The sequence below is a fragment of the Arthrobacter dokdonellae genome (assembly GCF_003268655.1).
Taxonomy (GTDB): Bacteria; Actinomycetota; Actinomycetes; order Actinomycetales; family Micrococcaceae; genus Specibacter; species Specibacter dokdonellae.
Genome location: NZ_CP029642.1, coordinates 3,492,837 through 3,505,788, shown reverse-complemented (window position 1 = coordinate 3,505,788; position 12,952 = coordinate 3,492,837). Strand labels below are relative to the sequence as shown.

Below are 12,952 nucleotides of genomic sequence, written 5' to 3'. Positions count from 1 at the left end.
GCCGGTCCTGGTTCGGAGGGCGGCGCGGTGCCGGGGCTTCGGGTGGCGGTGCCGGGGCGTGGCCGCAATGTGGCCCGCCCCACGGGAGATTATTCCCCACGGCGCCTGTGTGCCCAAGTCCGCAGGCTCCTGCCCCTGCGGCAGTCGTTGCCGGCGATGCCGATACAGGGCACTGGGGCCATGGACTATGACCGCAGCATGGATCCAGCGACCGGCCCGGACCTCCCACGCCGGGCGAGGTGGCGGCCGCCTTTCCCGTATCCCTGCTGACGTTCGCTGACCGGCCCGCTGCCGGGCTGGCTCGTGCAGTGGCGGTCCCGGATGGGCTACCGCTGCTGTGGGATGCCGTGCGGACCACGTGGACAAGCGGCGCCGGGCCCCGGCGCGCGGCGTCGCGTTCATGGTCGACGGCGATTCCGTCCCGGGCGCGCGCCGTGACTCCAACCTGCACGTGCTGGGACTGGGCGTCGACCTGGGGGACAGGTCCTCACCGCCGCCGTTCCCCGGGAGTGGCTGCCGCTGCTGCGGTTGGAATTCGCCACCCGGAAGCCGGGCAGGAACTGACGGCAGCACCCCGGGCGGCGTGATTAACCGGCGGGTTCCCCGACGGGTGTCCGCGACTTTTTCCTCAAAAGATTTGTTTCAGCCGCGCCGTCGCCGTAGAATCAGTTCTAGTCAAAATTACCTTAACTAGTGAATCGGGGTGGGAGTCATGGACCGGGAGCCTTTTGCCAGCGCGGCCAATGTCAGCGAGCGCCTGGCGCAGCCGCCGGCATTGGCCATATCCACCGTCATTTTCGCCCTGCGCCCCAGCGAGGCGAGCGGACGGCCCACCCTGTGGCTGCCGCTGGTGCGCCGCATCCGCGAGCCGTTCAAGAACCTGTGGGCGCTGCCCGGCGGGCCGCTGACCCAGGCGGACTCGCTGCAGGACGCGGCGGCCCGCAACCTGGCGGACACCACGGGGCTGGCGCCGAGCTACCTTGAGCAGCTGTATGCCTTTGGCGGCCTGCACCGCTCCCCGAGCCAGCGCGTCGTTTCGATCGTGTACTGGGCCATGGTGCAGCCCACCGAGGCGGACATGGCGCAGGAATCGGAAAACGTGAAGTGGTTCCGCGCCGACCGCCTGGGCACGCTCGCCTTCGACCACAACCAGATTGTGGACTATGCCCTCTGGCGGCTCCGGAACAAGATGGCCTACGGCTCCATCGCGTACCACCTGCTCGGGGAGACGTTCACCCTGGCCCAGGTGCGCGAGGTGTACGAGGCCGTCCTGGACCGCACCGTCGATCCGGCCAACTTCCGGCGCCAGCTCAAGCAGACGGCGCACATTGAAGCCACCGACGAATACCTGCAGGGCGGCAAGCACCGCCCGCCCCGTCTGTACCGCTACACCGGGACCACCTCGGAACGTTCCCCGGCCACCGACCCTCCTGCAGATCATGGGTAATTTTCACAAGCCCTCCCGCAGATAATGGGTAATTTTCCCAAGCCCTCCCGCAGCCCTGTCACCGTCACACCCCCTGGAGCACACCATGTCATCCGTGAACACCACCATCCAGCTCATCACCCGCGAGCAGGCCGAACAGCGGGACGCGACGCTGATCGGCACACCGGGCCGGCCACAGGAAAGCTGCGACGACGCACTGGCCAAGGGTCCCTGGGAGTTTGATCTGGCCGAGGCACTTGCCGAAACGCCCGGCTACGGCCCCGGCGCCTCCAACGCGGACGTCGCCCCGGCCGCCACGCCGCGCCAAGGCCAGCTGCCCCAGGAATACAAGGACGCGTCCGACGACGACCTCACCGCCCGCATCCTCGCCGCCAAGGAGGAACTTGGCGACCGCGTCGTCGTTCTCGGCCACTTCTATCAGCGCGACGAGGTGGTCAGGTTTGCCGACTTCCTGGGCGACTCCTTCCAGCTGGCCAATGCGGCCAAGGCACGGGCCGACGCCGAGGCCATCGTGTTTTGCGGTGTCCACTTCATGGCCGAAACGGCCGACATGCTCTCCGGCGCGCACCAGTCGGTGATCCTGCCGAACCTGGCCGCCGGCTGTTCCATGGCCGACATGGCCGATGTGCCGTCCGTGGAAGCCTGCTGGGCCGAACTCGAGGCGTACTACGGCACCGAGCCGGACGCCGACGGGCGCGTGCCCGTCATCCCCGTGACCTATATGAATTCCTCCGCGGCCCTGAAGGCGTTCTGCGGCGAGCGCGGCGGGATCGTGTGCACGTCCTCGAATGCCGCCACGGTGCTGGAATGGGCCTACGAGCGCGGCCAGCGGGTGCTGTTCTTCCCCGACCAGCACCTGGGCCGCAACACGGCCAAGGCCATGGGCATCCCCCTGGAGCAGATGCCGCTCTGGAACCCGCGCCAACCTCTGGGCGGCAACAGCCCTGAGGTCATGGACCAGGCGAAGGTGGTCCTGTGGCAGGGATTCTGCTCGGTCCACAAACGCTTCACCACGGCGCAGATCGACCAGGCCCGGGCGGACTTCCCCGGAGTGCGCGTGATCGTCCACCCCGAATGCCCCATGGAGGTGGTGGACGCCGCGGACGAGTCCGGCTCCACCGACTACATCCTCAAGGCCGTCCAAGCCGCCCCGGACGGCAGCACCTTCGCCATCGGCACGGAGATCAACATGGTGAACCGGCTGGCCGGGCAGTACCCGCAGCACACCATCTTCTGCCTGGACCCGGTGATCTGCCCGTGTTCCACCATGTACCGCATCCACCCCGGCTACCTGGCCTGGGTGCTTGAGGGCCTGGTGCGCGGGGAAGTCCTGAACCAGATCACCGTTCCGGAGGCAACGGCCGTCCACGCACGGGTGGCACTTGAGCGCATGCTGGCCGCGAAGCCGCGAGCCGTGCAGGAACGCTCCGCACGCCAGGCCGCGGCCACGTCACGGACGCAGCCTGCACGGACGCAGCCTGGCAGTGCTCCGGCGCCGGCCTCCGTCGGCGCTCCGGAGCAGGCCTCCGCCGGCGCCCGGGACGGAGCCGCCCAGGGGACTCCGGTCGCATGACTGCGCGCAACTCGCACCTCATTGTGGTCGGCAGTGGAATCGCCGGGCTGTTCAGCAGCCTGCTGGCCGCCGAGGCAGGGCTGCGCGTCACGCTCGTGACCAAGGGGGCGCTGGCGCAGAGCAACACCCGCTTCGCCCAGGGCGGCATCTGCGCCGTGCTGGGGCCGGACGACGCCGCCCCAGGCGACACGGTGGAGGCGCATGTTGCCGATACGCTGGCGGCCGGTGCCGGCCAGTGCAACCCCGAGGCCGTGCGCATCCTGTGCAGGGAGGCGTGCGGCGACATCACCGCCCTGGAACGCTTCGGGGTCGCCTTCGACCGTGACGGCGCCACGGGCCGGCGCCTGCTCGGGCTCGAGGGCGCACATTCGGCCGCCCGCATCCTCCATGCCGGCGGCGACGCCACCGGCGCGGCGATTGCCGATGGCCTGATCCGCGCCGTGCGCGCAGCCGTGGACCTGGGCACCGTCCGGCTCATGGAGCACGCGTTTGTGAGAGACCTGGTGGTCGACGCCGGACGCGTCACCGGCGTTTCCCTGCTCACCCCCAGCGGTGCCCACCTGACCATGAGTGCCGACGCCGTCCTGCTCGCCACCGGGGGAGCCGGGCAGCTGTTCGACTTCACCACCAACCCGGCGGTTGCCACGGCCGACGGGCTAGCCGCCGCGTGGCGGGCCGGGGCAACCGTCACGGACCTCGAATACTTCCAGTTTCATCCCACGGCGCTTGCCGTAGGCGAGAACTTCCTGGTGTCCGAGGCAGTCCGCGGGGCCGGGGCCGTCCTCCGCGACAGCACCGGAACCGCCTTCATGGGGCGGTACCACCCCGACGCCGACCTCGCCCCGCGCGACGTCGTGTCCCGCAGCATCGTCGCGCACCTCGCCCGGGCCGGGTCCACCGCAGGCGAAACCGTCGTCCTGGACGCCACCGGCGTGGAGGCGGCCCACGGCGCCGGCTATCTGGCGCGGCGTTTCCCCACGATCGATGCCCGGACGCGCGAGCTGGGCTTCGACTGGACGCGCGAATGGCTGCCCGTCACGCCGGCCGCGCACTACTGGATGGGCGGGGTGGCCACCAACCTGCGGGGGCAGACGTCGCTTCCGGGCCTGTACGCCGCCGGCGAGGTGGCCTGCACCGGCGTCCACGGCGCCAACCGCCTTGCTTCCAACTCCCTTCTCGAGGGCCTCGTGTTCGGCCGCCGCGCCGTGGAGTCTTTTCTGGAATCCACAACTACCCGCCCCGGGGCCCCACGCGGCGGTGCCGGCCACGAAGCCGCGGGCGGCTGGCCAGCCGGGGACGAGCAGGTGGGCGCGGGGCCTGCCGCCGGATGGCCAGCCCACCTGCTGGCGCTGTCCTCCGCCCGCTCAATCGACGCCCGCTCAATCGACGCGGTACCGGATCTGGACGGACCGGCCGTGCAGGACTACGCCGGTGTCGCTTTTATAGGCCCATCCGGTGGCGCCGCATTGACGCGGCACCAACTCCAGCGCCTCATGGGGGCCCATGCCGGTGTGGTCCGAACAGCGGACGGGCTCAGGGCGGCGGCCCAGCAGCTGGCCGCCTGGCGGCAGGAGCCACGTACTGTCGCGCCGCCCGCCGCTCAGGCCGCCTGGCGGAAGGAGCCAGGGACGGTCGCGCCGCCCGCCGCCCGCACTGCCGTGACTCCAACGCAGGCTCCAGTGGCACCCGCGGTGGGATCAGCCCCGCCGCCCGCCGCCCAAGCGGAGGCGGAGCTGGAAAACCTCCGGCTCGTGGCCGAACTGCTGGTCCACGCGGCCCTGGCCCGCGAGAATTCCGCGGGCGCGCACTTCCGCGGCGACTTCCCCGAAGAACCGGCACCCGGGCGGAGCCCGCACACCTGGGTACATGCCACGGCCGGCCGATCCGCCCACCTTCCCACCAGCCTTCCCGTTCTTGAAAGCGAAACAGTATGAACGCCGTCGAACTTGCCAGCGCCAGCCAAAACAGCGCCACCCAAAACAGCGCCAGCCAAAACAGCGCCACCCAAAACACCGCCACCCAAAACAGCGCCGAATCCCCCGCCGTCCAACTGCCCCCAGTCCACGCCATGGCGGCCCCGCTGCCAACCCTCCCCGCCGCGATTGTTGACAACATCCTGCGGGCAGCATTTGTGGAGGACGCACCGTACGGCGACATCACCTCGGCCACGCTGCTGCCCGCACGGGCGAAGGCCACAGCCTGGCTCGTGGCCCGGGAACCGGGAATCTTTTCCGGCGGGGACGTCTTCACCGCCGCCATGAAGATGCAGGACCAGGCCGCCGAGGTGGAGCAGTTCGTCGCCGACGGCCAGCCCTTTGCCGCAGGGGAACGGATCATGGGCGTCACGGGCCTGGCGCGCAGCGTGCTGACCGCCGAGCGCGTGGCGCTGAATCTCACGCAGCGCATGAGCGCGATCGCCACCCAGACCGCCGAGTACGCAAGGCTCATCGAGGGCACCGCGGCCCGCGTCACGGACACCCGCAAGACCACCCCGGGCCTGCGCGCCCTGGAACGCTACGCGGTGCGCTGCGGCGGCGGGCACAACCACCGCTTTTCGCTCTCGGATGCCGTGCTGGCCAAGGACAACCACCTGGCCGTGCTCACCGGCGGAGACCCCGCCAAGCTGACAGCCGCGCTCGCAGGGGTCCGCGCCCAGCTCCCGCACACCGTCCACTTCGAGGTCGAGGTGGATCACATCGGGCAGATCGAACCCGTGCTCGCGGCGGGCGTGGACACCATCATGCTGGACAACTTCACCAACGAAGAACTCGTCGAGGGGGTGGCGCTGGTCAACGGCCGAGCCCTGGTCGAAGCCAGCGGCAACGTCAACCTGGCCACCATCGCAGGCATTGCCCTCACGGGGGTGGACATCATCTCCGTCGGTGCGCTGACCCACAGCGTGCGTGCGCTGGACCTGGGCCTGGACATCGCCATTGAGGCCTGACCATGATCTTCCTGGACGCCGCCGCCACCACCCCGGTCCGCCGCGAGGTGATCGAGGCCATGTTCCCGTTTTTGACCAACCAGTTCGGCAACCCGTCCAGCCACCACGAGCTGGGCGGCACCGCGACTAACGCCCTGGCGGTCGCCCGGGAGCAGGCGGCCGCCGCACTCGGCTGCCACGCGGAGGAGCTCACGTTCACCTCCGGCGGCACCGAGGCGGACAACTTGGCGCTGAAGGGCATTGCGCTGGCCCGCCGTGCCGCCGACCCCCGCCGCAACCGGGTGGTCATCAGCGCCGTGGAGCATCCCGCCGTCGCCGAGTCCGCCGACTACCTCCGGCGCGTCCACGGCTTCACGGTGGACGTGGTGCCCGTGGGGCCCGACGCCGTGGTGGATCCGGCGGAGTTTGCGCGAGTGCTGGCAGGCGGCGCCTTCCGTCAGGACGCGCACGACGCCGGACCCCGGGTTGGCGCCGCGGCCGCCGGCTGGGTGCCGGGCCACGACGTCGCGGTGGCCTCCGTCCTGTACGCCAACAACGAGGTGGGCACGGTGCAGGACATCCGGACCCTGGCTGCCGAGGCCCGGGACCTTGGCGTGCCCTTTCATACGGACGCCGTGCAGGCGGCCGGCTGGCTCAACTTGGACGTGCAGGGACTCGGCGTGGACGCGCTGAGCCTCTCCGGGCACAAGATTGGCGCGCCGAAGGGCGTAGGCCTGCTGTTCCTGCGCGGCGGCGTGCCGTGCGAGCCGCTGGTCCACGGCGGCGGGCAGGAGCGCGGCACCCGCTCGGGCACGGAAAATGTGGCGTTTGCCGTGGCGCTGGGCACGGCGCTGCGGCTCTCGGAGGCAGGCCGGGAGGCCGCCGTCGAACAGGTGGCGGCCTTGCGGGACCGCTTCATCGACCAGGTCCTGGAGAGGGTCCCGTCGGCACGGTTGACGGGGCACCGCACGCGGCGGCTGCCTTCCGTGGCGTCGTTCTGCTTCCCGGGGACCAGCGGGGAATCCGTGCTGCTGGAGCTCGAACGGCACTCGGTCATCTGTTCCTCGGGCTCGGCGTGCGCGGCGGGCTCGGACGAGCCCTCCGAGGTGCTGACGGCCATGGGCGTGGAACGCGAAGTGGCCCAGACGGCGCTGCGCTTCAGTTTCGGCGCCGTCGTCACCTCCGGGCAGCTGGACACGGCGGCCGATGAACTGGTGGCCGCCGTCGAACGCCTGGGAAACTATGCGGGCGCCGGCACCGGCCTGCGCAGCCTGCGGAAGATCCAATAGCGCAGCAGCACGAAGCGCATCACGGCCGAGGCCACGTTGCCCAGCGTGATGACAACGAGCTCGGAGACGATGGACGCCTTCGGGGATACCTCGTGGAGCAGCCACAGGCTGCCGCTGGTCATGGCCAGTGCCAGCAGCATGACCCACAGGCCGCGACGCTGGTCGCGCCACCACAGGTGCATACCGTGCACGCCAAAGCTGATGCGGCGGTTCAGCTCCGTGTTGAGCACCGAACACAGGACCAGCGAAATGGCGTTGGCCCACTGTGTCCCCATGGGGTGGCGCAGCGCGGCGAAGATCAGCATGGAGACCGCGGTGCAAATGACCGCCACCACGCCAAAGCCCCGCAGCTGCGAGTACAAAAGGGGATGGCGCTGCCAGAAGCGCGACAAGGCCGCGCGCATTGTCCCGCCGTTCGCTGTGGCGGGCACTGGTTCAAGGGCCGCAGGTTCAGCCGGAGTTGTAGTTGCCATCGGTAACCAATACTGCCACCCGCAGTTGTGGCCAGCCAAAACGTTGGTTGTGTGTTTTCTGTGAGTGAGCGGTCGCTACTCGCCCTCTTCGACGGGGTTTGCCAGTTCACCAATGCCGCCAATCCGGCACGCCACCGTATCCCCTGGGTTGATCCTGCGGCATTCGCCGGGAGCGCCGGTCAGGATGACGTCCCCGGGCTGCAGCGTCATGAAGCTGCTGAGGTAGACGAGGATCTCGTCCACGCCCCAGCCGAGGTCGTCGCTTGAGGCGGGGGACAGCTCGGTGCCGTTGTGCACAATGCTGATGGGAGCGCCGCGGTCCTTCAGGCCCGCCACAATCCAGGGGCCAAGCGGCGTGAACGTGTCGGGGCTTTTGGCACTGAGCCACAGTTCGTCGCTCTTTTGGGCGTCGCGGTCCGAGACGTCGTTGCCGATGGTGAAGCCCAGGACGGCGTCGCGTGCGGTCTCCAGTGTCAGGTTCCTGGCCGGCTTCCCGACGACGACGGTCAGCTCGGCTTCAGGGTCCACGTACCCCGCGCCGCGGCTGAGCTTGATGGCGTCGCCTGGCCCCACTACGGAGCTGGCGGCCTTGTGGAACGCCTGGGGTGGCAGCGCCCGGCCTGGCGCGCCGGTGTTGTGGGCCATGCCGAAGACGTTGGCGGGAGCGCACGGTGCCAGAAACGTGAACAGGTCCTCGTTGACCGTCGCGCCCGGGCTCCAGCCGGCGCGCGCGGCGCTGTTTTGATTGGCGGGGGAGGTGGGGAACGGGGAGTCGACGACGGTCCACACGGCGCCCGCCGGGCTGGCGAAGTCCGCCGCGTCGTTGCGGACAAAAAACTGCTCCGGCAGCGGTCCGGCAACGGAGTCGAGCGGACGGACACGGGCAAGGCGGTATGGGGCAGCTGTCATGAGGACATCCTACCTCCGAAGTGGGCGGGGCGGGGGTCCGGTCCCGCCCGTGCCAGAGCCGGAGGCAGTGGCCTAGACTTTGGCCATGAAACGCGCGAGCGCAAAGTTCCTCAACCGTGCCGTGGCGGCCGCGCTGGCGGCGGGCGCCGCTGGTACGGCCGCCGTCATGGGCGCACGCGCCCTCCGCGCCGGGGCCGACGGCGCGGGACAGGCACGTGGGGACGGGGACCCGGCGGGCCGAGCGCCGGGCCACGCGCCGGAAGGAGCGCCGGGCCACGCGCCGGTCGGAGCGCCGGGCCATGCGGTGTGCCCCGCGCCGGCCGGCCAGGCGGCGGCTCAAGCCCCGTCCGGGGGCCGAGACTCCGCCACCCGCCCGGCACCTACCGGCGCCGAATTCGCCCAGCCGGCCGCCGACCGCCTCACCGAGCTGGTCCGCTTCCGCACTGTCTTTTCGCCGCGGCGCGATGAAATTGAGCTCGAGGAATTCACCGGATTCATTGCGGCGCTGGAACGGTTGTATCCCGCGGTCCACGAAGCCCTGGAACGTGAGTTTGTCAATGGACACGCACTCCTGTTCAAGTGGCAGGGCACCGCGCCCGATGCCGCAGCCCGGCCGGTGGTGCTGATGGCGCACTACGACGTGGTGCCCGTGGACCCGCGTGACAATTGGACGTGGCCGGGCTTCTCCGGCCGCCAGGAAGGCGGGTACGTATGGGGGAGGGGAACGCTGGATGACAAGGGCGCGGTCGTCGTCATGCTGGGCGCCGTGGAATTCCTGCTGGACAGGGGATGGACGCCTGCCCAAGACATCTACCTCTCCTTTGGCAACAACGAGGAGACGGCCGGGGACAGCGCTGCGGCGGCGGCCGCCCTGCTCCACGAACGGGGCGTGGAGCCATGGATGGTCCTGGACGAGGGCGGCGCCGTGGCCGAAAACGCCTTCCCCGGCCTGCGCCCGCCGGCGGCCGTCATTGGCGTGGCCGAGAAGGGGATCCTGAACCTTGAACTGCTGACCCGCAGTCCCGGCGGCCACGCGTCGACGCCGCCCAAAATGGGGGCCACGGCACGGCTCGCGAGGGCCATCATGGCGCTGGAGGCGCAGCCCTTTCCGCAATCGATGCCGGGTCCGGTCGTGGAAATGCTGCGCCGCATCGGGGAGCGCAGCGGTTTCGGCCTGCGCCTGGTGACGTCCAACATGTGGGCCTTCAGGGGGCTGCTGACGCGCTTGTTTGACCTGCTGGGAGATGAAACCCGGGCCATGATCCGCACCACCGTGGCCGTCACCGAACTCGAGGGCAGCAAGGGTGCCAACGTCCTGGCCTCCACAGCGCGCGCCAATGCCAACATCCGCATCGCCGTCGGCGAGGACGTGGAGGGAACGCTGCGCCGGGTGCGGCGCATCATAGACGACCGGTCCATCGAGCTGCGCGTGCTCGAAGCACACGGGCCGTCGCCGATTTCAGCGTTCGACAACGAGCAGTTTGACCTGCTCTCGCGGTGCGTGGGTGTTTCCCATCCCGGCGCGGTGGTGACCCCCTACGTACAGACCGGCGCCACCGATTCGCGCCACTTCACCGGCACCTGCCCCGCCGTGTACCGGTTCTCGCCCCTGCTCATGGACGCGGAGGATCGTGCCAGCATCCACGCCGTCAACGAGAAGGTCCGCATATCCGCACTGGGCGCGGGCGTGGTGTTTTATCGCGAGCTGCTGCAGGGGCTCGGGTAGGGTGTGATTGTCGAGATTCGACCCAAGGAGTCGCCATGCACGCACCGCGCAGAACCGGCCGCCCGGTCGTTCGCAAGACAGCACTGGTGGCCACCGCGGCAGCCGTCGCGGCACTGTCCCTGACGGCCTGCGGGGTTTCGATCAGCCCGGCCTCCCCCTCCGCCCAGTCCGGAACCGCCCAGGTGAGCACCACCCAGGCCGGCCCGGCGCCGTCGTCCATGGGAACGGCAGGCGCCACAGGCACGGCATCGGCGGGCCCCACCGCCGAGCCCACCGCGGCACAGTGGAAGACGTACACGGACCCGGACCGGAATATCAGCTTCGAACTGCCCGCGGACTGGATCACGCAGCTGGTCCCGGGCAAGGCCGGCAAAAGCCTGCGCGTGGACGTGCGTGACACCTCCGGCGACGTCGTGGCCACCCTGCAAACGCACATCTCGGGGCTCGGCGGGGCCTGCCGGCCCAAGACGGCGCGCCCGTACACCGTCCTCGCCAGCATCCCGCTGCAGATCCCATCGAACAACAAGAGCGCGGCCGCCGTGGCCCCGCGCTTCGTCTACCGCGTGATCCAAGGCGGCACGCAGTTCTACGCCTCGTACGGCATCACCGACCAGGCGGCCGGCGCGGACGGCAAGGCGTGCCTGGTCTACAACACGGTCCAGTCGGACAAGCTGGGCATCTACATGTTTGGCGACGTCCTACAGTTCACCAGCGCACTGGACGGGTCGGCGGGGCTGCGTGCCTTTGCCACCATCGCCGACGCGCAGGCCTACATGCGGACCAGCGGCTACCTGAACATCCAGCATATGGTCACTTCGCTCAGGGCGCTGGGCTGACCGTTCCGCTGCCGGGCGCCACGTTGCCGGGTGCGGCGTTGCCCGGTGCCACGTTGCCGGGCGCCGGCGCGTGCATCGGGCGGCCGCTCCGGGCCGCCACGGCGGTCCGCAACTTGCCCGTCAGCTCCAGCAGCGTCTGCATCTCGGCCTCGTTCAGCCCCTCGTCCATGACCTGCATGATGTTCTGCACATGCGCCCGGCCTACTTCTTTCTGCAGGGCCACGCCCGCCTCGGTGAGCCCGATCAACACGCCCCGCCGGTCGTCGTCGGGTGTCCGGCGTTGCACCAGGCCGCGCGCCTCCAGCCGCTCCACCAGGCGAGAGATGCTCGGCTGGGTCAGCAGGACGTTGTCGTTGAGCTCGTTCAGGCGCAGCCAGCCGGTGGGGCAGCGCGACAGGTTGAACAGGACGTCGTACTCCCGGCTGCCGACCTTCTTGAAAATGGGCTCCTTGTGGAGTTCGCGCATCACGGCCACCTGCGAACGCAGCAGTGATTCCCAGGCTTCCGTGGCCAGGCGGCGGTGTGCCGCGGCGGGCATCATGCGCCAGTCCCGCCGGTCATGTCGGCGGTCTGTGCGACGCCGGCCGCCGCCTTGGCTTCCTTGGCCGCCTTGCGCGCGGCAAAGGTGGGGGCATCCGGAATGGTGGACGGGCGGTTGGCCGCAAACTCCTTGCGCAGCGTGGGCAGCACGTCCGAGCCGAACAGGTCCAGCTGCTCCAGCACGGTCTTCAGCGGCAGCCCGGCATGGTCCACGAGGAACAGCTGGCGCTGGTAGTCGCCGAAATAGTCGCGGAAGGCCAGGGTCTTTTCGATCATTTCCGCGGGGCTGCCCACCGTCAACGGGGTCTGGGCGGTGAAGTCCTCCATGGACGGGCCGTGGCCGTAGACCGGGGCGTTGTCGAAGTACGGGCGGAATTCGTTGACGGCGTCCTGCGAGTTCTTCCGGATGAAGAACTGCCCGCCCAGGCCCACGATGGCCTGCTCCGGGGTGCCGTGGCCGTAGTGGGCGTAGCGTTGGCGGTACAGGTTGATCAGCTGGATGTAGTGTTCCTTGGGCCAGAAGATGTTGTTGGCAAAGAACCCGTCGCCGTAGTAGGCCGCGATCTCGGCGACCTGGGGCGTGCGGATGGCGCCGTGCCACACGAAGGGGGCCACGCCGTCGAGCGGGCGGGGTGTGGCGGTGAAGCCGCGCAGCGGAGTGCGGAACTTGCCTTCCCAGTTCACCACGTCCTCGTCCCAGAGGCGGCGCAGCAGGGCGTAGTTCTCCACGGTCAGCTCCACGGAATCCTGGTTGTTCTTCCCGAACCAGGGGTAGACGGCGCCCATGTTCCCCCGGCCCAGGACGATGTCCGTACGGCCTTCGGCCAGGTGCTGCAGGGTGGCGAAGTCCTCGGCGATTTTTACGGGGTCGTTGGTGGTGATCAGCGTCGTGCTCGTGCAGAGGATGATGTTTTCCGTCTGTGCCGCGATGTAGCCCAGGATGGTGGTGGGCGAACTCGGGTAGAACGGCGGGTTGTGGTGCTCGCCCGTGGCAAACACGTCCATGCCGACGTCCTCGGCGTGCTTGGCGATGGTGGTGATTGCCTTGAGCCGTTCATGCTCGGTGGGGGTGCGGCCCGTGGTGGGGTCCATGGTGATGTCGCCAACACTGAATATTCCGAACTGCATGGTGTGTTCCTCCATCTCCCGGCGACGGCCGGAGATATATACGTTTGCATCTATTATACTGTCCAACCAGCGCGGGTGCCACTATGTTCCCAGCCGCCGCCGACGCGG

11 protein-coding genes are annotated in these 12,952 nt (G+C 69.5%); 7 read left to right on the top strand and 4 right to left on the bottom strand.

The genetic code is table 11. The features are described 5' to 3' along the window. The first annotated feature begins 712 nt into the window (after nt 1-712). The 5 genes from DMB86_RS15590 to DMB86_RS15570 all read left to right on the top strand — a co-directional run bounded on the left by DMB86_RS15590 (nt 713) and on the right by DMB86_RS15570 (nt 7,232). The gene (locus DMB86_RS15590) at nt 713-1,447 is read left to right on the top strand and encodes an NUDIX hydrolase (RefSeq protein WP_113718602.1); all 735 of its coding nucleotides are present in this window, start codon (nt 713-715) and stop codon (nt 1,445-1,447) included. An 85-nt stretch (nt 1,448-1,532) separates the two neighbouring features. Continuing rightward, nucleotides 1,533-3,020 (top strand): quinolinate synthase NadA, encoded by a 1,488-nt coding sequence (gene nadA / locus DMB86_RS15585; RefSeq protein ID WP_113718601.1) that lies wholly within the window; start codon nt 1,533-1,535, stop codon nt 3,018-3,020. Beyond that, nucleotides 3,017-4,954 carry an L-aspartate oxidase gene (locus tag DMB86_RS15580; RefSeq protein ID WP_113718600.1) on the top strand — a complete coding sequence of 646 codons (1,938 nt, stop codon included), beginning with the start codon at nt 3,017-3,019 and terminating at the stop codon, nt 4,952-4,954. The genes nadA and DMB86_RS15580 overlap by 4 nt, the downstream gene beginning before the upstream one ends. 134 nt (nt 4,955-5,088) lie before the next feature. After that, entirely contained in the window at nt 5,089-5,964 is an 876-nt protein-coding gene (nadC, locus tag DMB86_RS15575; RefSeq protein WP_113719620.1) for a carboxylating nicotinate-nucleotide diphosphorylase, read from the top strand. A gap of 2 nt (nt 5,965-5,966) precedes the next feature. Continuing rightward, complete coding sequence (locus DMB86_RS15570; RefSeq protein ID WP_113718599.1) at nt 5,967-7,232, top strand: cysteine desulfurase family protein; 1,266 nt, start codon at nt 5,967-5,969, stop codon at nt 7,230-7,232. On the opposite strand, the gene DMB86_RS15565 is transcribed toward DMB86_RS15570, so the two are convergent. Together DMB86_RS15565 and DMB86_RS15560 are read right to left on the bottom strand one after the other, a co-directional pair. Further along, nucleotides 7,184-7,705 carry a GtrA family protein gene (locus DMB86_RS15565; protein ID WP_113718598.1) on the bottom strand — a complete coding sequence of 174 codons (522 nt, stop codon included), beginning with the start codon at nt 7,703-7,705 and terminating at the stop codon, nt 7,184-7,186. The genes DMB86_RS15570 and DMB86_RS15565 overlap by 49 nt on opposite strands. A gap of 75 nt (nt 7,706-7,780) precedes the next feature. Next, entirely contained in the window at nt 7,781-8,614 is an 834-nt protein-coding gene (locus DMB86_RS15560) for a fumarylacetoacetate hydrolase family protein (protein WP_113718597.1), read from the bottom strand. Between the two features lie 85 nt (nt 8,615-8,699). On the opposite strand from DMB86_RS15560, the gene DMB86_RS15555 reads away from it, so the two are divergent. Together DMB86_RS15555 and DMB86_RS15550 are read left to right on the top strand one after the other, a co-directional pair. Then, the gene (locus DMB86_RS15555) at nt 8,700-10,340 is read left to right on the top strand and encodes a M20/M25/M40 family metallo-hydrolase (RefSeq protein ID WP_227878424.1); all 1,641 of its coding nucleotides are present in this window, start codon (nt 8,700-8,702) and stop codon (nt 10,338-10,340) included. A gap of 35 nt (nt 10,341-10,375) precedes the next feature. Next, on the top strand, nt 10,376-11,176 hold the full coding sequence (locus tag DMB86_RS15550) for a hypothetical protein (protein ID WP_113718596.1): 801 nt from the start codon (nt 10,376-10,378) through the stop codon (nt 11,174-11,176). On the opposite strand, the gene DMB86_RS15545 is transcribed toward DMB86_RS15550, so the two are convergent. Both DMB86_RS15545 and DMB86_RS15540 read right to left on the bottom strand, forming a co-directional pair. Beyond that, the gene (locus DMB86_RS15545; protein ID WP_335645011.1) at nt 11,160-11,717 is read right to left on the bottom strand and encodes a MarR family winged helix-turn-helix transcriptional regulator; all 558 of its coding nucleotides are present in this window, start codon (nt 11,715-11,717) and stop codon (nt 11,160-11,162) included. The genes DMB86_RS15550 and DMB86_RS15545 overlap by 17 nt on opposite strands. Next, the gene (locus tag DMB86_RS15540; RefSeq protein WP_113718595.1) at nt 11,714-12,844 is read right to left on the bottom strand and encodes an LLM class flavin-dependent oxidoreductase; all 1,131 of its coding nucleotides are present in this window, start codon (nt 12,842-12,844) and stop codon (nt 11,714-11,716) included. The genes DMB86_RS15545 and DMB86_RS15540 overlap by 4 nt, the downstream gene beginning before the upstream one ends. Nucleotides 12,845-12,952 lie beyond the last annotated feature (108 nt).

Bases quoted from the DNA above. Each gene is read 5' to 3' on its own strand.
- DMB86_RS15590 (WP_113718602.1), top strand. From the start codon at position 713: ATGGACCGGGAGCCTTTTGCCAGCGCGGCCAATGTCAGCGAGCGCCTG.
- nadA (WP_113718601.1), top strand. From the start codon at position 1,533: ATGTCATCCGTGAACACCACCATCCAGCTCATCACCCGCGAGCAGGCC.
- DMB86_RS15580 (WP_113718600.1), top strand. From the start codon at position 3,017: ATGACTGCGCGCAACTCGCACCTCATTGTGGTCGGCAGTGGAATCGCC.
- nadC (WP_113719620.1), top strand. From the start codon at position 5,089: ATGGCGGCCCCGCTGCCAACCCTCCCCGCCGCGATTGTTGACAACATC.
- DMB86_RS15570 (WP_113718599.1), top strand. From the start codon at position 5,967: ATGATCTTCCTGGACGCCGCCGCCACCACCCCGGTCCGCCGCGAGGTG.
- DMB86_RS15565 (WP_113718598.1), bottom strand. From the start codon at position 7,705: ATGGCAACTACAACTCCGGCTGAACCTGCGGCCCTTGAACCAGTGCCC.
- DMB86_RS15560 (WP_113718597.1), bottom strand. From the start codon at position 8,614: ATGACAGCTGCCCCATACCGCCTTGCCCGTGTCCGTCCGCTCGACTCC.
- DMB86_RS15555 (WP_227878424.1), top strand. From the start codon at position 8,700: ATGAAACGCGCGAGCGCAAAGTTCCTCAACCGTGCCGTGGCGGCCGCG.
- DMB86_RS15550 (WP_113718596.1), top strand. From the start codon at position 10,376: ATGCACGCACCGCGCAGAACCGGCCGCCCGGTCGTTCGCAAGACAGCA.
- DMB86_RS15545 (WP_335645011.1), bottom strand. From the start codon at position 11,717: ATGATGCCCGCCGCGGCACACCGCCGCCTGGCCACGGAAGCCTGGGAA.
- DMB86_RS15540 (WP_113718595.1), bottom strand. From the start codon at position 12,844: ATGCAGTTCGGAATATTCAGTGTTGGCGACATCACCATGGACCCCACC.